We start from the raw sequence: 22,974 nt of genomic DNA, 5'->3' as shown, positions 1-22,974 counted from the left end.
CGCCGTCGACTTCGCCGGCCCCTACATGGTCACCCACCAGGGACTGCTGATCGAGGCGGAGACCGGCATCACCGGACTGGAGGACGTCGAGGACGGCATGCGCCTGTGCTCCGTCTCCGGCTCCACCCCCGCCCAGCAGGTCAAGGCCGAGCTCCCCGGGGTGCAGCTCCAGGAGTTCGACACCTACGCCGCCTGCGCCGAAGGCGTGAAACAGGGCGTTGTGGACGCATTGACCACCGACGCCACGATTCTCGCCGGGTTCGCGGAACGCTACAAGGAGCGCTACAACGACGACTTCCGTGTCATCGAGCTGCAGAACCCGGACGGTTCCTACTGGACCGACGAGAACTACGGCATCGGGCTCCCCAAGGGCGCCGACGACGACGTGGCCGCGGTCAACGAGGCGCTGGAGGAAATGCACGACTCAGGGGCGTTCGCTGAATTCGCCCAAAGCACCCTCGGTGAAGAGTTCGAGATCGGCCCGAAGCCGGCCATCGGTGACCTCTCCTTCGCGGAAGAATCCTAGAAAGGTGAGGAGGCAAACACAGTTATGAATCCCGATCTCTGGGCCGAAATGGGCCCCGAACTTCTCCCGGTGTTCTGGGTGACGATCAAGCTGTCCTTCTGGTCAGCGATCGGCGCCCTGATCCTCGGCGTGATCCTGACGGCGATGCGCGTGTGCCCGGTGGGCATCCTGCGCACCGTCTCCACCGCCTACATCAACATCGTCCGTAACACCCCGCTGACGCTGATCGCCCTGCTGATGGCGCTGGCGCTCTACCAGCAGCTCAACCTGCTGATGGCCAACAACTCCAGCGACGCCTTCATCGAGCAGCAGAACTTCCGCCTCGCTGTGCTGGCGTTCATCCTCTACACCTCGACCTTCGTGGCGGAGTCCCTGCGTTCCGGCATCAACACCGTGCCCTTCGGCCAGGCCGAGGCGGCACGGTCCCTGGGACTCGGGTTCATGCAGAACTTCCGCTACGTGGTCTTCCCCCAGGCGTTCCGCGGCGCGATCGTTCCGCTGGGCAACACGTTGATCGCCCTGATCAAGAACACCACCATCGCCTCAGTCATCGGTGTCGGCGAAGCGTCGCTGCTGATGAAGACCATGACGGAGAACTATGCCAGCGACCTGTTCATCATCACCGGCATCATCGCCGCAGGCTTCATCATCCTCACCCTCCCGACCGGCCTGTTCTTCGGCTGGGCCGGCAAGCGTTGGGCGGTGAAGCGCTGATGGCACGTGCAACAGTCCTCTACGACACCCCTGGCCCCAAGGCGGTCAGATTCAACCGGATTCTCACGGTGGTCACCGCCGTCGTGCTGATCGGAATCCTGGTCTTCGTCCTGTGGAAGCTGAATGACGGAGGTCAGCTCGACGGTGACAAGTGGGAGATCTTCCTCTACGGCAACACGTGGACCACCTACATCCTCCCCGGCCTCGTCGCGACGGTGGGCGCCGCCATATTCTCCATCCTCCTGTCGCTGATCTTCGGTGCCGTCTTCGGCATCGGGCGGCTGTCGATCCACCGTCCGGTGCGCTGGTTCTGCAGCGTGATCGTGGAGTTCTTCCGCTCCATCCCGGTTCTGGTGCTGATCCTGTTCGGCTACGCGTTCTTCGGCTTCTACGGCATTTTCCCATCCCAGTACCTGGGCCTGGCGGCCGTGGTCTTCGCACTGACGCTGTACAACGGCTCGGTTATTGCCGAGGTGCTCCGTTCCGGCATTGAGTCCCTGCCCAAGGGTCAGTCCGAGGCGGCGTTCGCCCTGGGCCTGTCCTGGGGCCAGACGATGCGGTCGATCCTGCTTCCGCAGGCCGTCGCCGCGATGCTGCCGGCCATCGTCTCCCAGATGGTCATCGCCCTGAAGGACTCGGCACTGGGTTACGCCATCGGCTTCGTCGAGGTCGTCCGTTCCGGGCGTCAGCTCGGGGAGTTCTACGGCGCGATGCTGCCGGCCCTGCTGGTGGTCGCGGCCATCATGATCCTCATCAACTTCGGCCTGTCGAAGCTGGCGGAGCGGATCGAGCAGCAGTTGCGTTCGGGCCGTGCCCGCCGCAATATCGCCGCCAAGGTCCCCCACCAGCCCGGCCAGGGGGTGGAGACGAAGGACCAGGTCAACGTCGACTGGCACGCCGCGGGCCACAAGGACCTCAGACGGACCGACGAATAGCCTCGATCCGTTCGTCGAGGACGTCCTTGGCGACCGCCAGGCTCCTGCCCTCCGGGAATCCCCGGCGGGCGGCGACACCGACGATCCTCCGGAGGTACTTCTCGTACTCCCGCCGGTCAGCGGGCACCGTGTTCACGGTGCCCGCCTTCTTCGTCACGAGATCCCGCAGTATCGCGTCCTGGTCGTCCTGGTCCACCTGGGACAGTGCGTCCTCAACCACTGCGGTGGACACCCCCTTGTCCCGGAGTTCACGGCGCAGCACTGAGACGGACTTGCGCTGGTTGTGCTGCCGCTGGCGGACCCATTCGTGGGCGAACCGGGCATCATCGACCATCCCGTTGGCCAGACATCTCTCCACCACGGTCTCGACCAGCTCCGGGTCCGCCGGTTCACCGTCGGGGCCGGTGACCTCGAGTAACCGGGTCCGCAGCTCCGACGCGGACCTGTCTCGGTGGCTGATCAGCCGCGTCGCCTTCGCCTTCAGCGGAGCGAGCCGCTCCTCCTCGAGCTCATCGACGAGAGCCTCCGTCCCGTCCCCCTGCTGCGCGGCGAGAATCGCCGCCTGCAGCTCCTCGATCCGGTCCTTGTCCGACGTCTCAGCCATGGGTCAGGTCAGTCATCGTCCTCGTCATCGAAGGTCGGGACCACACTGATCGGGACATTCGTGGGGTCGGCGTCCGCGGTAGCCTCGCCAGCCTCTCCGCCGATTCCGGGGACATCCATGCCCTCGTCCCCGGCCGCCTCTGCGGCACCGCCCCGGGACGCTGCGTACTTCCCGACCTGGAGGATCCTCATGATGCCGTCCTCGATCTCGGAGGAGAGCTCCGGATTCTCCTTCAGGAACTCACGGGACTTCTCCTTGCCCTGCCCCAGCTGGTCGCCCTTGTAGGTGTACCAGGAACCGGACTTCTTCACGAGGCCGTTCTCCACGCCGAGGTCGATGATCGACCCCTCGCGCGACACACCCTCACCGTAGAGGATGTCGAACTCGGCGATCTTGAAGGGCGGGGAGACCTTGTTCTTCACGATCTTCATCTTCGTGCGGTTGCCGACGGCGTCCTGCCCGTCCTTGAGCGTCTGGATGCGGCGGACGTCGCAGCGTACGGAGGCGTAGAACTTCAGCGCCTTACCACCGGTGGTGGTCTCCGGGGAACCGAACATCACGCCGATCTTCTCGCGCAGCTGGTTGATGAAGATGGCGGTGGTGCCGGTCTGGCTGAGTGCGCCGGTCATCTTGCGCAGCGCCTGGCTCATCAGCCGGGCCTGCAGACCCACGTGGCTGTCGCCCATGTCCCCGTCGATCTCGGCCTTCGGCGTCAACGCGGCGACCGAGTCCACGACGATGATGTCGATGGCGCCGGAGCGCACCAGCATATCGGTGATCTCCAGTGCCTGCTCACCGGTGTCCGGCTGGGAGACCAGCAGGTTCTCGGTGTCCACGCCCAGCTTCTTGGCGTACTCGGGGTCGAGCGCGTGCTCGGCGTCCACGAATGCGGCGATGCCGCCGCCGCGCTGCGCCTCGGCGATGGCGTGCAGCGCCACGGTGGTCTTGCCGGAGGACTCCGGACCGTAGATCTCCACCACACGCCCCCGGGGGAAACCACCGATGCCGAGTGCGACGTTGATCGCGATGTTGCCGGAGGGGATCACCTGGATGGGCGGCCGGGTGTCATCCCCCAGGCGCATGACCGCGCCCTTGCCGAAGTCCTTCTCGATCTGCGACATCGCCAGATCAAGGGCCTTCTGGCGGTCGCCGCCGGCGGATCCGGCACCTGCTGCAGCCTTCTTCTTGGTGGCCATATGTCCTCATTTCCCGTTCATTGTTCGTGGACGATCTTTCAGGGGATAGACTCCGCGGACTACCCCGGAGGTTCCCTTGCACCGATCATTGGCGTCAGGAACAAGTACTACCGTGGCACGTGGACACCTACGAACATTACACGAACCTCTGTTCGATGTGCGAGCCCGGCGTGTCACGGACGCGCCGCCACGTGCGCTAGATATCCTCACCCAGCCTGCGGCCTTCCGGCACATCGAAGTCATCACACAGTGCCACCCAGATCTCCCGGAGATCGTGCCCCTGTTCGATAAGGTCCGCCGACGTGTCACCGAGGCCCGACAGGACGTGGCTCCCGGCGATCCAACTGCCGAAGGACTCCCCGAACTCGCCTTTGACCAACCGGTCGAACTCCGTGCGCCGCATGCCCACCACGCTAACAGACCCACCGGGCCACAACGCGTCTTGAACGGCGTACAGGTGAGGACTACAGTCCTTTGCATGATGAACACGTCAACCACCGGTCCCGCCACGCCCGCAGGACCGGTCCGGACAGCGGCGCACCGGCCGCCCGCACGCGCCACCGCCGCCGACATTGCCCTGATCGCCGCCTTCGCCGCACTGATCATCGTCCTCGGTGCGATCACCATCCCCGTCGGTGGACTCGGCGTCCCCATCGTCCTGCAGAACATGGGCGTGGCACTTGCCGCGATGATCCTGGGCTGGAAACGCGGCGGACTGGCCGTCACCCTGTTCATCGCCGTCGGCTTCGTCGGTGTACCCAACATGGCCGGATGGAAACCCGCCCTCGCCGCCGTCTCCGGCCCCACGGTCGGCTACATCGTCGGCTACATCGTCTCCGCCGTGGTCATCGGTGCCATCGCCCAGTACGCTCCGCGCAGGAACGGACCCCGGATCGCCGTGTTCGTCGTCGCCGGACTGGTCGGCGTCTGCGTCCAGTACCTCTGCGGCACCCTCGGGCTCATGGCCCGCGCCGGCATGGACTTCGTCGGGGCACTTGTCTCCAACGGCCCCTTCATCCCCGGCGACATCCTCAAGATCGTCGTCGCTGCCCTGATCGCTGCCGCCGTCCTGCGTGCACTCCCCGACCTGCTCCCGTCGTCACGCAGGGGCAGCACACGATGACGGTCCTGTTCGAGGACGCTGGTGTCACCGTCGACGGCACCACGATCCTGCACCCCGCCTCGCTCAACCTCACCGAACAGCGGATCAGCATCATCGGGGCGAACGGCTCCGGCAAATCCACCCTGATCCGCATGATCAACGCCCTGACCCCCGCCACCACGGGGAAGGTCAGCGTCAACGGGGTGGACGTGGGGCGCCGCGGACGCAGCATCCGCGGCGCGGTCGGATTCCTGTTCTCCGACCCCGACAACCAGATCATCATGCCCACCGTCGCCGAGGATGTCGCGTTCTCCCTGCGGGGTACGGGCCTGACCCGCCACGAGACCACGGCGAGGGTCAATGCCGCGCTGGAGGACGTCGGCCTGTCCGGCAAGCACGAACAGTCCCCGCACCTGTTGTCCGGCGGTGAGAAGCAGATGCTGGCGCTGGCCTCGGTCACCGCACTGACACCGCAGGTCATCGTCGCCGACGAACCGTCCTGCCTGCTCGACCTGGTCAACCGCAACAGCCTGCGCCGGACCTTCGCCGACCTGCCGCAGCAGCTGATCACCGTGACCCACGACCTCGGTCTCGCCGACGACGCCGAGCGGACCCTCTGCGTGGATGGCGGACGCATCATCGACGACGGCGAGCCCGGTGACGTGATCGCCCGCTACGTCCGGCGCATGGAGGAGGTGTCACAGCCGTGGCAGTGATCCGGACATGATCAGCCCGTCGCGTGTTCCGCTGGGTGTGTACTCCCCCGGTTCGTCCCTGGTCCACCGGGCATGGCCCGGGGTGAAACTCCTCGTCCTGTCGGTGTTCATCGTGACCTCCGCCATCGGAGTGGCGACCTGGCGCGGCGGACTGGCGTGCGTGGCCCTGGTGGCCCTCACCGCACTGGTGTCGCGGGTGCCGGTCCGGCTGCTGGCGCGCCAGCTCAGCGGTGCCCTGCCCCTGCTGGTCTTCGTCGCCCTGATGCTGTGGTGGCGTATCGACGGCAACCAGGCGGCCACCATGTTCCTTGTGCTACTGTCCGCGATCGCCGGGGCGGTCCTGCTGACGTTGACGACCCGGGTGTCAGCGCTGATGGACACCTTCGACAGACTGCTGCAACCGCTCGCACGTTTCGGCGTACCCGTCGAGCAGGTCAGTCTGGCGATGACGCTGACAATCCGCCTGATTCCACTGCAGGTCCAGGCCGTCAACGAGGTGTTGGACGCCCGCCGGGCGCGCGGCTCACGCTCGGCCGCGGTATCACTGACGTCCTTCGGGGTGCCGGTCGTCGTGAGGACCATCCTGCGGGCACGCGCCATCGCCGACGCCCTGCGTGCCAGGGGAGCTGCCGACTGAACCGGCTCCGGTGTCAGTCACCGGACTTTCCGTGGGCGCGCGGCACCCGCTTGACCTCGGCGCCACCCATGATCGCCACGCCCCGGACACGGACCACCGGTGCATCCGACGGAAGGTCGGCGTCGCGCAGTGTGACTTTCTTCGACCTCCCGCTACCGAACCCACCCATCAGCCCGACACCGTGCTCGATGACCCGGACGTCCTCGGGAACGAGGATCTCCACCCCACCCATGACGGCATACACGGTGATCACGGTCTCCCCGGCCTCGAAGTTCGCGTCGCGCAGGTCGATCAACGCCCCTCCCATGGCCGTCAGAACATTGTGGGAGCGACCGCACGTCCACTCCCCCTTCTTCTCCGCGCCGGACATCACCGCGACCGACCAGGACGAGCCCGGGGCACCGGTCACCTTCGGGACCGCCGCCGTGGGGTCCGGCCGCCCCTCCGGATTCGCAGGCGACCGCTCGCTGTGGCGGGCCGGGAGGTTCCCCCGGGGGAACGCCGACCCGGCGATCAGATCCATGGGGTCCGGGACGATGTCGTCGATCAGTCCGGCGAGTTCCCCGCGGTCGCGTGCCTGCCAGGCTTTCCCCGACCGCTCGTCGAACTCCCCCAGTTCGATCTGGCCCCGTGCGGTGGCGTCCGACAGTTCCCGCAGGACACGCTCGCGTTCCTCGGTGGTCGCACGGATCGGGCGCTTGCCGGGGGAACCGTCATCGTCTGCAGGGGTGTCCTGTGTTGCCATGCTTCAACACATTACCCACTATTCGCCGCGGAGTTCCTTCATCTTCTGTGCGACGGCGTCGGTGTTCACGTTCTGTGCGTCCGGTTGTGCCTGGTCGATGGCCTTGTCCGCCCCACCGGACACGGCGGCCTGACCGCCGGACGCCCCGCCGCCCATCTCCGCCCGGAGCTGCTCCAGACGGGAGTGGCCGGCCATCTGTGTCCCGGCCTGCTCGACCTCCGCCATACGGCCCTGCACGGAGTTCTCCGCGAGTTCGGCCTGGCCCAGCGCGTTGGAGTAACGGCGCTCGATCTTGTCGCGGACCTGGTCCAGGTTCGGGGAGTCAGCGCTGGCCGCCTTGTCCATGGACTGCAGGGAATCCGCGACCTTCTCCTGCATCTTGGCCTGCTCCAGCTGGCTGAGCAGCTTGGTGCGCTCGGACACCTTCTGCTGCAGCTGCATGGAATTGCGCTCCACGGCCTTCTTCGCCTGCTCGGCCTGCTGGAGGGACTGGTCATGCAGCTGCTTCAGGTCCTCCACCGACTGCTCGGCGGTGACGAGCTGTGCGGCGAAGGCCTCCGCGGCGTTCTCGTACTCCACGGCCTTCTGGTTGTCCCCCTCCGACCGTGCCTTGTCCGCCAGCGTCAGCGCCTGCTTCGTGTTCGCCTGCAGCTTCTCGATCTCGGCGAGCTGGCGGTTCAGCTTCATCTCGAGCTGGCGCTGGTTGCCGATCACGGACGCGGCCTGCTGGGAGAGCTGGCGGTGCTGGTTCTGCGCCTCCTGGATGGCCTGCTCGATCTGCACCTTGGGGTCCGCGTTCTCCTCGATCTTCGAGTCGAACAGCGCCATGAGGTACTTCCAGGCCTTCACGAACGGGTTTGCCATGGGTCTTAATGTCTCCTAGTAAGGGCCGACAGTGGCGCGCGGGGGGCGCGGGTGCCTAGCGGAAATCGTAACCACGAAAGTATATCAGCGGGACGCGACGGGCATGGGCGTAACCGCGGTGAGCTCGGCAGCGGCGGCGTCCAGAGCCATCATCGCCGCAGCCTCGATGATCACCTGCGACACCCGGATCCCCAGCGCCATGCACACGCTCGCGAGCAGTTCCGAGGACACCTCCTTGCGTCCGCGCTCCAACTCCGAGAGGTAGCCGGGGCTGACGTTCGCCTCCACGGCGAGTTGCCGGAGTGTCCGGTGTGCGTCCTCACGGAATCCACGGAGGGTGGCGCCGAGCGCTTCGCGCAGCAGCGGCTCGGCGAGTGTGGTCGTGACCCCGTCAATCCCCGCCAGATCGACGTCGGGGCGTTCTTTCTCGAGTACCGAAGTGTGCTTTGCCATCACCGTCTCCAACGGTTGAGGGTGCGTGTTTGTTCCCCACCGAGTCTAGACCACCTGATGTTCCGCTGCGGTGACATGCGAATCACCCAGAGGTAAACAGGCTGTCCACCGCCGTGCGCAGCAGTTCCAGCGCCCGGAGTGTCGTGTGGGAGCGGACGGCCCGCCGGATGTCGGCGGCCGAACCTGATCCGTCATCCACGGCGTCCCGCCATCCGTCGTCGAGACGCCGGACACTGTCGAACCCCCCGCGGGCGGCGGAATGGACGGCGAGGTAGACCTCCCCGACGGGGTGGCCATCCTGGCTGTCGGGCCCCGCCACCCCGGTTACCCCGACACCGATGTCCGCACCACAACGCGCCGCGGCCCCTGCCGCGAGTTCGCGGGCGACGTCCGCGTCCACCGGTCCGACCCGGGACAGCAGTCCCGCGTCGACCCCGGCCAGGGAGGTCTTCAGGTCGGTGGCGTAGACCACCAGCCCGCCCCGCAGGACGGACGAGGCGCCCGGCACATCCGCGATGGTCGCGGCGATCTGCCCGACGGTCAGTGATTCTGCGGTAGCGACCGTCAGACCGGCGCGTGCAGCGTCCCCGACCAGGAGCCGGGCCACCGGGGACGCGGCGTCAGGCATCGGGACGGTTGCGGGAGTCCAGGAGGTACTGGATGCCCGTCACCACGGTGACGACCACAGCGACACCGACCAACGGGTAGGTGACCCAGTCCGTCCACCCCGGCAACGGGGCGATGACCAGGGCGACCGCCAGCGTCTGCAACACCGTCTTGAGCTTCCCGCCCTTCGACGCCGGGACGACCTTCCCACGGCGGGCCAGGATCATCCGCCACACCGTGATGCCGAGTTCCCTGACCACGATGACGATGGTCACCCACCACCACAGGTCCCCGAGGACGTTCAGCGTGACCATCGCGGAGATCATCAGCGCCTTGTCGGCGACGGGGTCAGCGAGTTTCCCGTAGTCGGTGATGACTTCGTAGCGGCGCGCCAGGAAGCCGTCGAGCTGGTCCGTGGCCATCAGGATGCAGAACGCGGCGAGGGCCCACCACCGCAGTGCGGTGTCAAGGTCCCGGGCCCCGTCCAGGGGTCCGGCCGCGGCGAGCAGCCAGACGAACACCGGGATGAGGACGATCCTGACCGTGGTCAGGACGTTCGGGAGGTTGAACCGGTGGACGGCGCGGCCGAACTGCGACCGCCGCACGTGGTCGTGCGTGTGGCCGCGGTCGCCGGGGCTGTCACCGTGCTGCATGTCGTGCTGAGTCTCTTGCACGTCCCATATCCTACCCAGACGCGCCCGTCTGTGACGCACCCACACCGGGAATTAGCTCCGTTCGGAGCCCGAACTCTCGCTGACCTCGTCCGACGCGGAGGTTGGATCCTCCTTGGCGGCGTCCCGCTTCGATTTCCAGATGCTGGCGACGACCGTGACCACAAGGACACCGACGATCACCAGCAACGAGGTGACGGTCTCGACCTCGGGGGCGTTGAGCACCGGATCGCCGCCGTTGATGAACGGGAGCCCGTTCTCATGCAGTGCGTGGAGCACCAGCTTCACACCGATGAACGCCAGAATGATGCCCAGGCCGTAGGGCAGGTAGACGAGGCGGTCCAGCAGACCGTCCAGCAGGAAGTACATCTGGCGCAGGCCCAGCAGCGCGAACGCGTTCGTGGTGAACACGATGTAGGGCTCCTGGGTGATGCCGTAGATCGCCGGGATCGAGTCCAGTGCGAACAGCAGGTCAGTCATGCCGATGGCGACCAGGCAGACCAGCATCGGTGTGACCGCCCGCTTGCCGAGCCGGCGCACCAGCAGCTTGTCCCCGTGGAACTCCTTGGACACGGGCACGGCCTTGTTCAGCACCTTGATCAGCTTCATGTCGCTGGGGTCACGGGCCGGTTCGTCCTTGATCTCGTCGCGGACCACGGTGTACGCGGTCCACATCAGCCATATGCCGAAGATGTAGAACACGTCGGACCAGGCCTCGATCGCGGCCGCGCCGAAGGCGATGAAGATACCCCGGAAGACCAGAGCGAGGGCGATGCCGATCAGCAGGACCTTCTGCTGGTACTCCCTCGGGATCTTGAAGGAGCCCATGATCAGCGCGAAGATGAACAGATTGTCCACGCTCAATGCCTTCTCCGTCACGTAACCGGTGAAGAACTCCACCCCGTGGACGTGGGGGTCCCCCGGTTCACCCCAGGTGAACCACAGGAAGACACCGAAGGCGCACGCGAGAGCGACGTAGAACAGACTCCACCACGCCGATTCCTTCAGTGTGGGGGCGTGGGGGGTACGCACGTGGGCGTAGAAATCGAAGATGAAGAACCCGGCGATCACCGCAATGGTGATGGCCCAGGTGAGCAGATTTACTTCCATGACTGGGTGATGCCTCCGGTCGAAGTGCTGAATGGGGACCGGAGGTCTCCCCCACCATCCGGAAGGTACCGGGTGGCCGGCGCGACCGGGGACCGGTGCTGTATCCGTCCTGGCTGGACGGTCATGACCCGGTCGCCGTGTTGACGATCAGCGCCGTGGGCGGGGTACTCCCCTCCTGACGGGAAGGAAGTATATCAGAAGGCGCCGCTGTTGCCGGACGGGTCGGCGCGCACCACGCGGGTCTGGTCGGCCCCGACCGCCGGGATCTCGCCGGTCGGCTGATCGTCCAGATCGTCGGCGGGAGCGGGACGCCCACCGGCCACTCCGTCGTCCGGCGCGCCGTGGGCACCGTCCGGGCCTGCGCCGTCCATTTCGTCGTCCTTCGGCGCGTCCGCCGGGTCCGCGCCCTTGATCATCCACGTGATCGTGTCGAGCTCCTCCGGCTTCACCAGGACGTCGCGGGCCTTTGAACCCTCCGACGGGCCGACCACGCCGCGGGTCTCCATCAGGTCCATCAGACGCCCGGCCTTGGCGAACCCGACCCGCAGCTTCCGCTGGAGCATCGAGGTCGAGCCGAACTGGCTGGTGACCACGAGTTCCACGGCCTGCAGCAGGTCGTCGAGGTCATTGCCGATGTCGGAGTCAATGTCCTTCTTCGCCTCGGCGGCCTTGTCCTCGGTCACGCCCTCGGCGTAGTCGGGCTCCGCCTGGTCCTTCGCGGCGTCCACGACCGCCTCGACCTCCTCGTCGGTGACGAAGGCGCCCTGCATGCGGCTGGGCTTGCCTGCCCCCTGCGGGATGAACAGGCCGTCGCCCATGCCGATGAGCTTCTCCGCGCCACCCTGGTCGAGGATCACGCGTGAGTCCGTCAGCGAGGACGTGGCGAAGGCCAGGCGGGACGGGACGTTGGTCTTGATCAGGCCGGTGACCACGTCCACCGAGGGCCGCTGCGTGGCGAGCACCAGGTGGATGCCGGCGGCACGGGCCTTCTGGGTGATCCGGACGATGGAGTCCTCGATCTCACGGGGGGCCGTCATCATCAGGTCGGCGAGCTCGTCGACGACGCAGACGATGTAGGGGTAGGGCCGGTACTCGCGCTCGGAGCCCAGCGGAGTCTCGATCTCACCGGACTTCACCTTCCGGTTGAAGTCCTTGATGTGGCGCACGCGGGTGGACTTCATGTCCATGTACCGCTGCTCCATCTCCTCGACCAGCCATGTCAGCGCGGCCGCGGCCTTCTTCGGCTGGGTGATGATCGGGGTGACCAGGTGCGGGATGCCCTCGTAGGGGGTGAGCTCAACCATCTTGGGGTCGATCAGGATCATCCGCACGTCCTCCGGGGTGGCGCGGGTCAGTATCGACACCAGCAGCGAGTTCACGAAGGCGGATTTACCGGAGCCGGTGGAACCGGCCACCAGCAGGTGCGGCATCTTCTGGATGGAGTGCGCCACGAAGTGGCCCTCGATGTCCTTGCCCAGCCCGACGAGCATCGGGTCCTGGTCGTCGTGGACGTTCGGCGCGTTGAGGACGTCCGCCAGCCGGACCATCTCGCGGTCCGTGTTCGGCACCTCGATACCCACGGCGGACTTGCCCGGGATCGGGGTGAGCAGCCGGACGTTGTCCGTCGCCGCGGCGTAGGCCAGGTTGGACTGCAGGTTGGTGATCTTCGAGACCTTCACGCCGGGCCCGAGCTCGACCTCGTAGCGGGTGACCGTCGGACCCCGGGAGAACCCGGTGACCTGGGCGTCGATCTTGAACTCCGCGAACACCTCGGTGATCGCCTCGATCATCCGGTCGTTGGCGGCGCTGTGTGTCTTGGCCGCCTCCCCGGCGATGAGGAGCTCCGTGGACGGCAGGACGTAGTCCGCACCGGACTCTGCCGCGGCAATGGAGGCTGCGGAGGGTCCCGAGGGCGCCGGGGCGGGCTCCTCCTCCGCTGTGCCCACGGAGGATGCGTCGATGCCGGACCTGGCGATGATCCGCTGGCGGGCGGATTCGCGGTCGTCGGTCCCGGCGGACCCGGTGGCCGCACCGGCCGCCGCTGCGCCGGCCGCGGCGGCACCCGTCGCTGCGGCAGCTGCCGTCCCGGACGCGGCCGGTGCCCCGTCTGCACTGTTGGCGCCGTCAAGCAGATTGTCGTCGATGGTCGCCGCTGGCACGGGCTTGCGGCGGCGCTGGGTACTCCGGCGTGCAGGCTTGTCGTCGACGGACGGGGCCTCCATGTCCGGTTCCCCGGCAACGGTGCGCCCGGCGGTCGCCGTGTCGTCGTCAGAGGAGCTGAAGACCAGGGTCTGCTGCTCCCCGGGGCCGCGTGTGGAGGTCTCGACCGGGTAGTTGTCCATGGGCGACCCTGCCCGACGTGAGCCGCGGGCGTGCGGGGTCACACGCGGGGCACGGTCCTCGCGAACGGCGTCCTCCAGTTCACGGTCGACGTCGGAGTAGTAGTCGTCGTCACCGTCGACGTCGTCGTAGGCCTCATCGTCGTGCCCGCCGCGCATGCGGTAGCCGAGCCACCCGGAGATGGCCCCGACCAGCTGCCGGACGGTCATCCCGGTCAGTTGGAGCGCCCCGTAGACGACCAGGAGCAGCAGGAGCGGGACGGCGAGGAACTCGCTGAAGCCGACAGCCATCGGTGACCCGACGTACTGGCCCACGATGCCGCCGGCCGTTGCCCTACCCTCCACGGTGCCGGGTTGCCCGGCGAGGATGTGGATGATGCCCAGCAGCGACAGGACGATAACCCCGACACCCAGGCCCAGCCGCAGCCGCGAGCGTTGGGTGGTGTCGACACCGACCATGAGCACCCAGGCTCCACCGAGCAGTACCAGGGGGACGAGCAGTGCACCCGCACCGATCAGGAAGGTCAGCCCGAAGTCGATCCCTCCGCCGACGGTTCCTCCGATGCCGAACCAGGACGTCCCGGCGATCACCAGGGCGAGGGCGAGGGCACCCAGGGCTGCTCCGTCGGAGTGACCTCCGACGCGGACGGTCTGCGGTGCACCGGAGGCGTCGTCGCCCTCCGCCGTCGCCGACGTATCCGCCGGGGCCTCGTCGACGGGCGCGGCCGCCTTGCGGGACTTCCTTGCTGTCGTTGTCTTCTCCTTGTTCTTGCCGGCCCGGTCGAGGACCGTGGTCGGGACAGAGTCGTCGGCGGTGCCGTCGTCGTCCATTCCACTCCCGTCGTCATCGCGCACCGAGAGGCTACGCGCCATTCCCCCCACTCCCCGGGACACACCACTGAACATCGCGCCCAGGGATGAGCCGACCGCCCCGAAGGCACCGGAGGTGCGTTCGAACTCGGAGGTGTCGTAGGACGGCGCCCTGCCTGCGGCGCGGCCAGCCGCCGGTGCTCCTCCGCTGGAGCGACCGGATCCACGGCCCTGGCTGCGTCCTGCGGAATGCGGGGAAGCGGGCCTGGCCGGGGTACGCGTGCGGCTTGTCGTTGGCATGGCGGCCAGTCTAATCACTTAACCCCACCTTTAACAGTCGCAACACGCGTCACAGTGGTGACAATTTCATGTCGACCGGTGGCGGGGCATCCCCCACAGGGTCAGATCGAGGTGCACCGGACCTTGTCCACCGGACCCTCGATAGTCACGTCACAGGCCTTGTCCCTGCCGTAAAGCCAGAGGACAAGCTCGCCGGCGTCGCCGTGGAGAACGACCTCCGGATCGCCGGACCCCACCGTCACCGAACCCCCGTCACCGTCGGTGCGGACGAGCTTCACAGTCGCCCCGGAGCTGCGCACCATACTGCGGGCCGACTGCGACGCCAGCTTCCACAAGGCGTCACGCGTCCCCGCCGGAAGGTCACGCGGGGACCACTCCCCTCCCCCACGTCGCGCGTCCTCGTGGTGGACGAAGTTCTCGCCGAGATTGATGACCTTGTCCGCCAGCTTCATCGGGTTCCACGTGGGTGGACCGTTGCGGTAGGACTCCACGAGCTCCTCGTAGGGCTTCTCCGCGTACTCCGCACTGACCTTGTCCAGGTGGCCGGACAGGGGCTTGACGAACATGCCCGCCGTCGCATCCAGCCGGTGTTCGCGCAGGACCAGGTGGATGGCGAGGTCGCGGGTGTCCCACCCCTCGCAGAGCGTCGGCTGATCCGGTCCCAGGGACAGCAGAAGGTCCGCCAGGGCCACGCGTTCGTCATGGGAGATCGTCATGTCCCCCGATGCTACGCGCGGCCCTGGCGGACCGTCGGTTGATGCGTACTGCGGTAGGTCCTACAGCGAGGGGACGTGGTCCTCCGGATCGAGTTCCTCGACGATCTCGCTGGTCATCGGCACCACCGTCGGCACGATGAAGGGCTCGCGCTTCCACTTGTCCTTCACGAACTTGCCGACCTTCCGGCGCAGCGACTGGGCCATGCGGTACGGGTCGTTCTCGCCCTCGCCGGCCAGGTCGAGCATCACGTTGTCGACCAGCTCGGTGACCTGGCGCATCATGTCCTTCGACGAATCCGAGAAGCCGCGGGCCTGGACCTGCGGGTCCTCCAGCGGGCGTCCGGTGCGGTTGTCGATGACGACCGTCACCGAGATCAGACCGCCCTCGGACATCGCGGTGCGGTCCTCGAGCTCCTCGGCTCCGACATCACCCATGGTGACGCCGTCGACGTAGAGGTTCCCGACCGGGATCTGCCCGACCACCGAAGCCTGGCCGTTGACGAGGTCGACGACGACCCCGTTCTGGGCCAGCACCGTGTGATTGGGGTCCACACCGGTGGAGACCGCCAGCTGGCGGTTGGCGCGCAGGTGGCGCCACTCGCCGTGCACCGGCATGACGTTGCGCGGGCGTGCGGCGTTGTACAGGAACAGCAGCTCACCGGAGTAGCCGTGGCCGGAGGTGTGCACCGTGGCGTCCTTGCTGGTGATGACCTCGGCCCCGATCTGCGAGAGCATGTTGATCACGCCGAACACCGCTTCCTCGTTGCCGGGGACCAGCGACGAGGACAGGACGATCAGGTCGCCCGGGCGGACCGTGATCTGGCGGTGCTCGCGACGCGCCATGCGAGACAGCGCAGCCATCGGCTCACCCTGGGTACCGGTGGTGACCAGCAGCACCTTGTGCGGCGCCATGCGGGAAGCCTCGTCCATCGAGACGATGGTGCCGCGCGGTGCGGTCAGCAGACCGAGACGCTCGGCGATCTCCATGTTGCGGATCATCGAGCGGCCGTTGAAGGCCACCTTGCGGCCGGCGGAGACCGCGGCGTCCACGGCCATCTGCACACGCGCCACGTTCGAGGCGAAGGACGCCAGGATCACGCGCTGCTTCGCCTCACCGATGATGCGCCTGAGGTTCGGCCCGATCGCGGCCTCCGACCCGGAGATGCCCGGGGTCGTGGCGTTGGTCGAGTCGCACAGGAAGAGGTCGATTCCCTCGTCACCGAAGCGGGACAGGGCCGGCAGGTCCGTCGGACGGTTGTCCGCGGGGGTCTGGTCCAGCTTCACGTCACCGGTGTGGACGATCATGCCCGCACCGGTCTTCAGGGCGATGCCCAGGCACTCCGGGATGGAGTGGCCGACGTTGAAGAAGCGGATGTCGAACGGTCCACGGTTCTCGTGCGAGGTGTCGTCGACCTCGATCAGCTTCGGACGCAGCCGGTGCTCCTGGCACTTCGCGGCGATCAGGGCGCAGGTGAAGCGGGAACCGAGGATCGGGATGTCCGCGCGCTGCTTGAGCAGCCACGGGATCGCACCAATGTGGTCCTCGTGGCCGTGCGTGACCACCAGGGCCTCGACCCGGTCCCACTTGTCGTCCAGGTAGGAGAAGTCGGGCAGGATCAGGTCCACGCCCGGCTCACCGGAGGACGGGAACAGCACGCCGCAGTCAATGATGATCAGACGGTTGTGGTACTCGAAGACCGTCATGTTGCGGCCGATCTCGGAGATACCGCCGAGCGCGATGATGCGCATGCCGTCCTTCGGAGCCTTCGGCGGCTTCGGGAGACGCTGGGTCAGGTCGGCACCCTGCATCGTCTGCAGGGCATTGCGACGGCGGTCGCCGCCACCGCCCTGGCCGCCGCGGTTGCGGCCACCCTGGCCACCTTGGCCACCACGGTTGCGGCCACCCTGGCCACCCCGGCCGCGGTTGCCGCCACCGGAGTTGTTCTGGTTGCCCGAGTTGCCCTGGTTACCCTGGTTGTTCTGGTTGCCCTGGTTGTTCTGGTTGCCGCGGCCGCGTGAGCGGCGTGAACGGCTGCGTCCACCCTGGTTGTTGCCGGAGTTCCCGGAGTTGTTGTCGGCGTTGTTTCCGCCGCCACCGTTGTTGCTGCCGTCGGCACCGTTGTTGTCGGTGCCCTCGGAGTTGTTGCTGCCGCCGTCGTTCTGCGGCTGTGCGGCGGCCTGGCCGCCGTCGTCGAATGTCGCGGTCACGTCGGCCGCGCTGGTCTCCGCGCTCGGCGGAGCAGCCTTCCGGGTCACCTTGCGTGCCCGGGAACGGTTCTCAGTCATAGTGTCCTTATACCCCTGCGAGTTGCAGGTCCTCTGCCAGCCGGTCGTACTCGTCCGGCGTGGGCTCGATGATGGGCAGGCGCGGTGCGCCCGCCTCGATTCCTTGGAGTTTCAGTGCGGCCTTGGCGAAGGTGACTCCTCCGAGCCTCGCCTGTGCCTGGGTCAACGGGGTCAGACGGTTCGAGATCGACCGGGCGCCGGTGATGTCACCGGCGTCGACGGCGTCGCGCAGGGCTCGCAGCTGTGCTGCGGCAACATGCCCGATCACCGAGATCATGCCGGTCGCCCCGACCGCCAGCCACGGAACGTTCAACGGGTCATCCCCGGAGTACCACGCCAGATCCGTCTCCTCCAGCAGCCGCATCGACGCGGGAATGTCTCCCTTGGCGTCCTTCACGGCCTGGATGTTGGGATGTGACGCGAGCCGACGCAGTGTGTCGGTCTCGATCGGTGTCACCGACCGCGACGGGATGTCGTAGAGGCAGATCGGGGTGTCCACGGCGTCCGCAACAGCGGTGAAGTGCCGGTGGAGCCCTTCCTGACTCGGTCGGGAGTAGTAGGGGGTGACCACGAGCAGGCCGTCCGCGCCGGCGTCCTGGGACGCCTTCGACAGCTCCACGGATTCCGCGGTGCTGTACGTTCCACTGCCGGCGACGAGCTTCACGCTGTCGCCCAATTCGGCGCGGACCGCCTTGAGCAGGTCGATCTTCTCCGACGCGTTCACCGTGGGCGATTCGCCCGTGGTGCCGCCGAGGACAAGAGCGTCACAGCCCTGGTCCACCAGGTGTCCCGCAACGCGTACACCGGCGTCCAGGTCGAGGTCCCCGTCCTTCGTGAAGGGCGTAACCATCGCCACAGAGACCGTGCCGAAGAACTCGGCTCCTCTTGTCGCTGCAATACCTGTGCTCATGTCAGCATAGGTTACCGCCCCGGGGCCCCGATGTGTATCACCGGCCCCCGCGACGCGCCGGGCCACCCCTACATGTCGGCGACGTAGGGGCTCGTCGCCATCTCCGTGCCGTCCCGCAGCTCGGTGACCGTGAAGTCATCGAAGATCTCCGGGCTGACCCCGCGCAGCAGGCGCAGGGACGCCACTGCCACCCGGCGGATCTCCGGGTCGGCGTGCTCGGCGGCGCGCATGGCGATGAAGTGCCGCCACGAACGCATGTTGCCGGTCATCACGAACCGGGTCTCCGTGGCATTCGGCAGCACGGCCCGTGCCGCCTGGCGGGCCTGCTTCTCTCGCAGCACCGTGTTCGACTCCCCGGCGAAGCGTTCCTCGAGCGCCTCGAGGAGTTCCTCGTAGGCGTCGCGGGCAACGTCCGTCGCGTTGAGCAGCAGGTCAGCGATCACTGGGTCCTGGGCGATACTCCCGGGTACCACGACCTGTGACTCGCCGGCCGGGACGTAGCGCTGCGACAGCTGGCTGAACGAGAAGTGCCGGTGCCGCATGATCTCGTGGGCGCACGAGCGGGACACCCCGCGCAGGTACATGCCCGCCGAGGCATGCTCCAGCAGGCTCAGATGCCCGACGTCCAGGATGTGCCGGACGTAGGCGTCATTCGCCGCCGTGTGCGGATTCGGACGGTCCCAGGTCTCGTAGCAGGCGCGTCCCGCGAACTCGACGATGTTGGAGGCGTCCCCGGCGTCCGGCGAGGGCTCCCAGTCGACGTCGCCCGGAGGGGTGAACGTCGTCGTCGAGATCAGCCGGACCGACAGGTCGGAGGTCGTGGGCATGACGGCGTCTACTCCGCCGGGGCGCCGAGCTGGTCGAGCCCCAGGAACTTCTCCAGTCCCACGGTCAGCCCCGGGGTCGACGGGACCTTGTCCACACCCAGCAGGACGCCGGGGACGAAGGACTCCCGGTCGTAGGAATCCTGCTTGATGGTGAGGGTCTGGCCGGCGGCACCGAGGATGACCTGCTCGTGCGCGACCATTCCGGTCATGCGCACGGCGTGGACCGGCACGCCGTCCACGTCCGCGCCACGGGCACCGTCCAGCGACTGGTCGGTGGCGTCGGGCTGGTCACCCAGGCCCGCTCCCCGGCGGGCACGGGCGATGCCCTCCGCGGTGTGCACCGCGGTGCCGGACGGGGCGTCCTTCTTGTTCGGGTGGTGGAGCTCAATGACCTCCGCCGAATTGAAGTAGGGGGCGGCGACCTCGGCGAGCTTCATGGTCAGCACCGCCGAAATGGCGAAGTTCGGGGCCACGAGCACTCCCACCGACGGATTGTCGGCGAGCCAGCCGCGCAACGTGGCGTAGCGGTCCGTGGTCCACCCGGTCGTGCCCACCACGGCATGGATACCGTTGGCCACGCAGAACTCCAGGTTGCCCATCACCGCGTCCGGCACGGTGAAGTCGACGATGACCTCCGTGCCGGTGTCCACCAGCTGCTGCAGGTCATCGGTGTGGTCCAGCGCGGCGGAGAGCTCCAGGCCCTCCGTGCGCTCCACCGCGGCGACGACGGCAGTGCCGACGCGACCGTGTGCTCCGAGTACTCCGACCTTCGTCATTCTTCTCTCCTACTCCTTGTTGCCGTCGGCGTCGACGAGCACCAGGGAGATCTTGCCCCGGTTGTCGATGTCGGCGATCTCGACCTCGAGGGCCTCGCCCACGGACACCTCGTCCTCGACCTTCTCCACCCGGCGGTCGCCGCCGATGTTGGAGATGTGCAGCAGGCCGTCGCGGCCCGGCAGCAGGGAGATGAACGCACCGAAGGCGGTGGTCTTCACCACGGTGCCGAGGAAGCGGTCCCCGACCTTCGGCAGCTGCGGGTTGGCGATGGCGTTGACCTTGTCCACCGCAGCGTCGGCGGCCTTGCCGTCCGTCGCGGAGATGAACACGGTGCCGTCGTCCTCGATGGAGATGTTCGCACCGGTGTCCTCGGTGATCTGGTTGATCGTCTTGCCCTTCGGGCCGATCAGCTCACCGATCTTGTTCTGCGGGACGGACACCGTGGTGATGCGCGGGGCGAACTCGCTCATCTCCTCCGGGCCGGCGATGGCCTCGCCCATGGTGGAGAGGATCTCCAGGCGGGCACTACGGGCCTGGCCCAGGGCATCGACGAGGACGTCGGACGGGATGCCGTCGACCTTCGTGTCGAGCTGCAGGGCGGTGACGTAGTCCGCGGTGCCGGCGACCTTGAAGTCCATGTCGCCGAACGCGTCCTCGGCGCCCAGGATGTCGGTGAGGGTCACGTAGGTCTCCGAGCCGTCGACCTCACCGGTGACCAGACCCATCGCGATACCCGCGACCGGCGCCTTCAGGGGCACACCCGCGTTGTAGAGCGACAGGGTCGACGCACACACCGAGCCCATCGAGGTCGAGCCGTTGGAACTCAATGCCTCGGAGACCTGGCGGATGGTGTACGGGAACTCCTCGCGGGACGGGATCACCGGCAGCAGCGCACGCTCGGCGAGCGCACCGTGGCCGATCTCGCGGCGCTTCGGGGAGCCGACGCGTCCGGTCTCACCGGTGGAGTACGGCGGGAAGTTGTAGTGGTGGATGTAGCGCTTGGAGTCCACCGGGCCGAGGCTGTCGATCTGCTGCTCCATCTTGAGCATGTCGAGGGTGGTGACGCCCAGGATCTGGGTCTCGCCACGCTCAAACAGGGCGGAACCGTGGGCGCGGGGCACCAGGTCGATCATCACACCGAGGTCGCGGATGGCCGTGGAGTCACGGCCGTCGATACGGAAACCGTCGGTGAGGATGCGGCTGCGGACCAGCTGGCGGGTGACCTCGTTGTGGGCGTTGCGGATCTCGGACTCACGGCCCTCGAACTGCGGTGCCAGTGCCTCGACGGCAGCATCCATGTTCGCGGCCAGTGCCTCGTCGCGCTCGGCCTTGTCGGCGACCTGCATGATGCCGGCGAGGGCGTCCGCGGACTCGGAGTCGACGGCGGCGAAGACGTCCTCGCCGAAGGGCGGGAACAGTTCGATGGCACGGGAGGCCTTCTCGGCGGCGGCAGCGTCGGTCAGCGCGGCCTGTGCACCGCACAGCTCGGCGATGAACGGACGGGCGGCGTCGATGCCCTGGGCGACGACGGCCTCCGTCGGTGCCGGGGCACCCGCGGCGACCTGCTCGACGACGGTGTCCGTGGCTCCGGCCTCGACCATCATGATCGCGACGTTCTCGCCGGGGACCGGCTTGCGGCGGCCACGGCCCTTCTTCACCGGCTCGGTGACGCGTCCTGCGACGACGAGCTCGAAGACGGCCTTGTCCTGCTGCTCGCGGGTCGGGAAGGCGACCCACTGGCCCTCGGCGTGGGCCTCGTCGACGACGAGCGCCATGCGCACGCCACCGACCGGGCCGGAGACCGGGAGGCCGGACAGCTGGGTGGAGGCGGACGCGGCGTTGATGGCGACCACGTCGTACTGGTCCTCCGGATCCTGGGACATCACCGTGACGACGACCTGGACCTCATTGCGGATGCCCTTGAGGAACGTCGGGCGCAGGGGGCGGTCGATCAGGCGGCAGGCCAGGACGGCCTCGGTGCCCGGACGGCCCTCGCGGCGGAAGAAGCTCCCGGGGATGCGGCCGGCGGCGTACATGCGCTCCTCGACGTCCACCGTCAGGGGGAAGAAGTCGAGGTTCTCGCGCGGGTGCTTCGAGGCGGTGGTGGTCGACAGCATCATCGTGTCGTCGTCGAGGTAGGCGGTGACGGCACCGTCGGCCTGACGGGCCAGCAGGCCGGTCTCGAAGGTGATGGAGCGCGTGCCGAAGTCACCGTTGTCGATGGTGGCGGTGGACTCCCAGATGCCGGACTCCGGGTCGATGAGCTCGGCGGTGTGGGTCGGGGCGGGCTTCGTGGCGGCGGCCTTCGCCGGGGCCTTCTTGGCCGGAGCCTTCTTGGCGGGCGCCTTCTTCGCGGGGGCCTTGGTCTCCGCCTTGCCTGCGGCGGACTTGCTTGCGGCAGTCTTGCTGGCTGCGGTCTTGTTCGCCGGAGCCTTCTTGGCGGGGGCCTTCTTGGCCGGTGCCTTGCGGGCCTGGGTCTTCTTCGCCGGCGCCTTCTTGGCCGGGGCCTTCTTCTCGGTGTTGTTGTCGTCGTTCTGCGGCGTCATGTGGTTGCTGTACTTACCTTCTGCGTCTTCGATCCCGGTGCCGATCATCGGTGCCGACGGTGGGATTCCTTTTTCGTTGTTCTGGACAATTACCGCAGATAACACTACACCACCGGCGACCAATCGTGGTGCACGCAGTGGGTGACCGAGTGCCGTCGCTACACCGACCCTGCACCGCGGCACCGGCGGGCCGGGCTGGTCTCTGGGTGGTGGGCGGGAGCCATCACGTTTCGGGCGGATCAGTGGCAGCGAGCAGCAGATTCCGCGATGCTTTCCGCCCTCACGCGTCTGAGGTGCACGGGACGCTCCCGGCCGGGACACGAACCGCGGACGCCCACCTCGGCTGGAGACCGGGTACGCCGACGCAACTGCGACGCGAAAACCCCGCGTCCCCCTCCAGTGGAGGGGGACGCGGGGTCGGCACTCGGCCGCAGCGCGTGAAAGCGCTTAGCGGCGCAGGCCCAGGCCGTCGATCAGCGTACGGTAGCGCTGGACGTTGTTCTCCTGCAGGTACTTCAGCAGGCCCTTCCGACGACCGACCAGCAGCAGCAGGCCGCGGCGGGAGTGGTGGTCGTGCTTGTGGA

Annotated in this window: 22 protein-coding genes and 1 pseudogene; 6 read left to right on the top strand and 17 right to left on the bottom strand. The window is 67.5% G+C overall.

The window, feature by feature from the left end; all coding sequences use genetic code 11:
• From ACTIL2_RS12420 to ACTIL2_RS12410, 3 genes and pseudogenes are all read left to right on the top strand, one after another.
• Window positions 1-526: pseudogene (locus ACTIL2_RS12420) on the top strand (glutamate-binding protein); the annotation flags it as partial.
• 24 nt (window positions 527-550) lie between these two features.
• The gene (locus ACTIL2_RS12415; RefSeq protein ID WP_442337776.1) at window positions 551-1,240 is read left to right on the top strand and encodes an amino acid ABC transporter permease; all 690 of its coding nucleotides are present in this window, start codon (window positions 551-553) and stop codon (window positions 1,238-1,240) included.
• Window positions 1,237-2,175 carry an amino acid ABC transporter permease gene (locus ACTIL2_RS12410; protein WP_442337779.1) on the top strand — a complete coding sequence of 313 codons (939 nt, stop codon included), beginning with the start codon at window positions 1,237-1,239 and terminating at the stop codon, window positions 2,173-2,175. Before ACTIL2_RS12415 ends, ACTIL2_RS12410 begins: the two co-directional genes overlap by 4 nt.
• On the opposite strand, the gene ACTIL2_RS12405 is transcribed toward ACTIL2_RS12410, so the two are convergent.
• The 3 genes from ACTIL2_RS12405 to ACTIL2_RS12395 all read right to left on the bottom strand — a co-directional run bounded on the left by ACTIL2_RS12405 (window position 2,156) and on the right by ACTIL2_RS12395 (window position 4,378).
• Complete coding sequence (locus ACTIL2_RS12405; RefSeq protein WP_442337775.1) at window positions 2,156-2,779, bottom strand: regulatory protein RecX; 624 nt, start codon at window positions 2,777-2,779, stop codon at window positions 2,156-2,158. The two genes, ACTIL2_RS12410 and ACTIL2_RS12405, sit on opposite strands and share 20 nt — an antisense overlap.
• A gap of 8 nt (window positions 2,780-2,787) precedes the next feature.
• Window positions 2,788-3,975 carry a recombinase RecA gene (gene recA, locus ACTIL2_RS12400; protein WP_442337774.1) on the bottom strand — a complete coding sequence of 396 codons (1,188 nt, stop codon included), beginning with the start codon at window positions 3,973-3,975 and terminating at the stop codon, window positions 2,788-2,790.
• A gap of 196 nt (window positions 3,976-4,171) precedes the next feature.
• The gene (locus ACTIL2_RS12395) at window positions 4,172-4,378 is read right to left on the bottom strand and encodes a DUF3046 domain-containing protein (RefSeq protein WP_442337773.1); all 207 of its coding nucleotides are present in this window, start codon (window positions 4,376-4,378) and stop codon (window positions 4,172-4,174) included.
• A gap of 75 nt (window positions 4,379-4,453) precedes the next feature.
• Here ACTIL2_RS12395 and ACTIL2_RS12390 point away from each other — a divergent pair, with 75 nt between their 5' ends.
• Genes ACTIL2_RS12390 through ACTIL2_RS12380 form a run of 3 tightly spaced genes read left to right on the top strand, consistent with a single transcriptional unit; the run spans window position 4,454 to window position 6,430 of the window.
• Window positions 4,454-5,098 carry a biotin transporter BioY gene (locus ACTIL2_RS12390; RefSeq protein WP_442337772.1) on the top strand — a complete coding sequence of 215 codons (645 nt, stop codon included), beginning with the start codon at window positions 4,454-4,456 and terminating at the stop codon, window positions 5,096-5,098.
• Window positions 5,095-5,793, top strand: a complete 699-nt coding sequence (locus ACTIL2_RS12385) for an energy-coupling factor ABC transporter ATP-binding protein (RefSeq protein ID WP_442337771.1) — start codon at window positions 5,095-5,097, stop codon at window positions 5,791-5,793. The genes ACTIL2_RS12390 and ACTIL2_RS12385 overlap by 4 nt, the downstream gene beginning before the upstream one ends.
• Window positions 5,794-5,800: 7 nt before the next feature.
• On the top strand, window positions 5,801-6,430 hold the full coding sequence (locus ACTIL2_RS12380) for an energy-coupling factor transporter transmembrane component T family protein (RefSeq protein WP_442337770.1): 630 nt from the start codon (window positions 5,801-5,803) through the stop codon (window positions 6,428-6,430).
• A 13-nt stretch (window positions 6,431-6,443) separates the two neighbouring features.
• On the opposite strand, the gene ACTIL2_RS12375 is transcribed toward ACTIL2_RS12380, so the two are convergent.
• The 14 genes from ACTIL2_RS12375 to ACTIL2_RS12310 all read right to left on the bottom strand — a co-directional run.
• Window positions 6,444-7,175 (bottom strand): DUF1707 SHOCT-like domain-containing protein, encoded by a 732-nt coding sequence (locus ACTIL2_RS12375; RefSeq protein ID WP_442337769.1) that lies wholly within the window; start codon window positions 7,173-7,175, stop codon window positions 6,444-6,446.
• Window positions 7,176-7,193: 18 nt separating this feature from the next.
• Window positions 7,194-8,039: a PspA/IM30 family protein gene (locus ACTIL2_RS12370; protein WP_442337768.1), complete on the bottom strand. Its 846-nt coding sequence runs from the start codon at window positions 8,037-8,039 to the stop codon at window positions 7,194-7,196.
• 84 nt (window positions 8,040-8,123) lie between these two features.
• Window positions 8,124-8,492 carry a helix-turn-helix domain-containing protein gene (locus ACTIL2_RS12365; protein WP_442337767.1) on the bottom strand — a complete coding sequence of 123 codons (369 nt, stop codon included), beginning with the start codon at window positions 8,490-8,492 and terminating at the stop codon, window positions 8,124-8,126.
• 82 nt (window positions 8,493-8,574) lie between these two features.
• A complete protein-coding gene (locus ACTIL2_RS12360) occupies window positions 8,575-9,120 on the bottom strand; it encodes a CinA family protein (RefSeq protein WP_442337766.1) in 546 nt (181 codons plus the stop codon).
• The gene (gene pgsA, locus ACTIL2_RS12355) at window positions 9,113-9,751 is read right to left on the bottom strand and encodes a CDP-diacylglycerol--glycerol-3-phosphate 3-phosphatidyltransferase (protein WP_442337778.1); all 639 of its coding nucleotides are present in this window, start codon (window positions 9,749-9,751) and stop codon (window positions 9,113-9,115) included. Before pgsA ends, ACTIL2_RS12360 begins: the two co-directional genes overlap by 8 nt.
• A 72-nt stretch (window positions 9,752-9,823) precedes the next feature.
• A complete protein-coding gene (locus ACTIL2_RS12350) occupies window positions 9,824-10,879 on the bottom strand; it encodes a TerC family protein (protein ID WP_442337765.1) in 1,056 nt (351 codons plus the stop codon).
• Between the two features lie 194 nt (window positions 10,880-11,073).
• Window positions 11,074-14,328, bottom strand: coding sequence for a DNA translocase FtsK (locus ACTIL2_RS12345; RefSeq protein WP_442337764.1), 3,255 nt, complete (start codon window positions 14,326-14,328; stop codon window positions 11,074-11,076).
• 101 nt (window positions 14,329-14,429) lie between these two features.
• On the bottom strand, window positions 14,430-15,044 hold the full coding sequence (locus ACTIL2_RS12340) for a TIGR03085 family metal-binding protein (protein ID WP_442337763.1): 615 nt from the start codon (window positions 15,042-15,044) through the stop codon (window positions 14,430-14,432).
• Between the two features lie 60 nt (window positions 15,045-15,104).
• The gene (locus ACTIL2_RS12335) at window positions 15,105-17,330 is read right to left on the bottom strand and encodes a ribonuclease J (protein ID WP_442337762.1); all 2,226 of its coding nucleotides are present in this window, start codon (window positions 17,328-17,330) and stop codon (window positions 15,105-15,107) included.
• Between the two features lie 7 nt (window positions 17,331-17,337).
• Complete coding sequence (dapA, locus tag ACTIL2_RS12330) at window positions 17,338-18,240, bottom strand: 4-hydroxy-tetrahydrodipicolinate synthase (RefSeq protein WP_442337761.1); 903 nt, start codon at window positions 18,238-18,240, stop codon at window positions 17,338-17,340.
• A 68-nt stretch (window positions 18,241-18,308) separates the two neighbouring features.
• Entirely contained in the window at window positions 18,309-19,067 is a 759-nt protein-coding gene (thyX, locus tag ACTIL2_RS12325) for an FAD-dependent thymidylate synthase (RefSeq protein WP_442337760.1), read from the bottom strand.
• A gap of 8 nt (window positions 19,068-19,075) precedes the next feature.
• Entirely contained in the window at window positions 19,076-19,843 is a 768-nt protein-coding gene (gene dapB / locus ACTIL2_RS12320) for a 4-hydroxy-tetrahydrodipicolinate reductase (protein WP_442337759.1), read from the bottom strand.
• 9 nt (window positions 19,844-19,852) lie between these two features.
• Window positions 19,853-22,390 (bottom strand): polyribonucleotide nucleotidyltransferase, encoded by a 2,538-nt coding sequence (locus ACTIL2_RS12315; RefSeq protein WP_442337758.1) that lies wholly within the window; start codon window positions 22,388-22,390, stop codon window positions 19,853-19,855.
• Between the two features lie 447 nt (window positions 22,391-22,837).
• The coding region (locus ACTIL2_RS12310; protein WP_442337777.1) for a 30S ribosomal protein S15 at window positions 22,838-22,974 on the bottom strand (137 nt) is incomplete at its 5' end.

This window comes from Corynebacterium sp. (assembly GCF_052107835.1).
Lineage (GTDB): Bacteria > Actinomycetota > Actinomycetes > Mycobacteriales > Mycobacteriaceae > Corynebacterium.
This window is presented reverse-complemented; position numbering and strand designations above follow the sequence as displayed.

What these genes read in the sequence shown, in the direction of transcription:
- ACTIL2_RS12415 (WP_442337776.1), top strand. Translation starts at nt 551, where the DNA reads ATGAATCCCGATCTCTGGGCCGAAATGGGCCCCGAACTTCTCCCGGTG.
- ACTIL2_RS12405 (WP_442337775.1), bottom strand. Translation starts at nt 2,779, where the DNA reads ATGGCTGAGACGTCGGACAAGGACCGGATCGAGGAGCTGCAGGCGGCG.
- recA (WP_442337774.1), bottom strand. Translation starts at nt 3,975, where the DNA reads ATGGCCACCAAGAAGAAGGCTGCAGCAGGTGCCGGATCCGCCGGCGGC.
- ACTIL2_RS12395 (WP_442337773.1), bottom strand. Translation starts at nt 4,378, where the DNA reads ATGCGGCGCACGGAGTTCGACCGGTTGGTCAAAGGCGAGTTCGGGGAG.
- ACTIL2_RS12390 (WP_442337772.1), top strand. Translation starts at nt 4,454, where the DNA reads ATGATGAACACGTCAACCACCGGTCCCGCCACGCCCGCAGGACCGGTC.
- ACTIL2_RS12385 (WP_442337771.1), top strand. Translation starts at nt 5,095, where the DNA reads ATGACGGTCCTGTTCGAGGACGCTGGTGTCACCGTCGACGGCACCACG.
- ACTIL2_RS12380 (WP_442337770.1), top strand. Translation starts at nt 5,801, where the DNA reads ATGATCAGCCCGTCGCGTGTTCCGCTGGGTGTGTACTCCCCCGGTTCG.
- ACTIL2_RS12375 (WP_442337769.1), bottom strand. Translation starts at nt 7,175, where the DNA reads ATGGCAACACAGGACACCCCTGCAGACGATGACGGTTCCCCCGGCAAG.
- ACTIL2_RS12370 (WP_442337768.1), bottom strand. Translation starts at nt 8,039, where the DNA reads ATGGCAAACCCGTTCGTGAAGGCCTGGAAGTACCTCATGGCGCTGTTC.
- ACTIL2_RS12365 (WP_442337767.1), bottom strand. Translation starts at nt 8,492, where the DNA reads ATGGCAAAGCACACTTCGGTACTCGAGAAAGAACGCCCCGACGTCGAT.
- ACTIL2_RS12360 (WP_442337766.1), bottom strand. Translation starts at nt 9,120, where the DNA reads ATGCCTGACGCCGCGTCCCCGGTGGCCCGGCTCCTGGTCGGGGACGCT.
- pgsA (WP_442337778.1), bottom strand. Translation starts at nt 9,751, where the DNA reads ATGCAGCACGGTGACAGCCCCGGCGACCGCGGCCACACGCACGACCAC.
- ACTIL2_RS12350 (WP_442337765.1), bottom strand. Translation starts at nt 10,879, where the DNA reads ATGGAAGTAAATCTGCTCACCTGGGCCATCACCATTGCGGTGATCGCC.
- ACTIL2_RS12345 (WP_442337764.1), bottom strand. Translation starts at nt 14,328, where the DNA reads ATGCCAACGACAAGCCGCACGCGTACCCCGGCCAGGCCCGCTTCCCCG.
- ACTIL2_RS12340 (WP_442337763.1), bottom strand. Translation starts at nt 15,044, where the DNA reads ATGACGATCTCCCATGACGAACGCGTGGCCCTGGCGGACCTTCTGCTG.
- ACTIL2_RS12335 (WP_442337762.1), bottom strand. Translation starts at nt 17,330, where the DNA reads ATGACTGAGAACCGTTCCCGGGCACGCAAGGTGACCCGGAAGGCTGCT.
- dapA (WP_442337761.1), bottom strand. Translation starts at nt 18,240, where the DNA reads ATGAGCACAGGTATTGCAGCGACAAGAGGAGCCGAGTTCTTCGGCACG.
- thyX (WP_442337760.1), bottom strand. Translation starts at nt 19,067, where the DNA reads ATGCCCACGACCTCCGACCTGTCGGTCCGGCTGATCTCGACGACGACG.
- dapB (WP_442337759.1), bottom strand. Translation starts at nt 19,843, where the DNA reads ATGACGAAGGTCGGAGTACTCGGAGCACACGGTCGCGTCGGCACTGCC.
- ACTIL2_RS12315 (WP_442337758.1), bottom strand. Translation starts at nt 22,390, where the DNA reads ATGACGCCGCAGAACGACGACAACAACACCGAGAAGAAGGCCCCGGCC.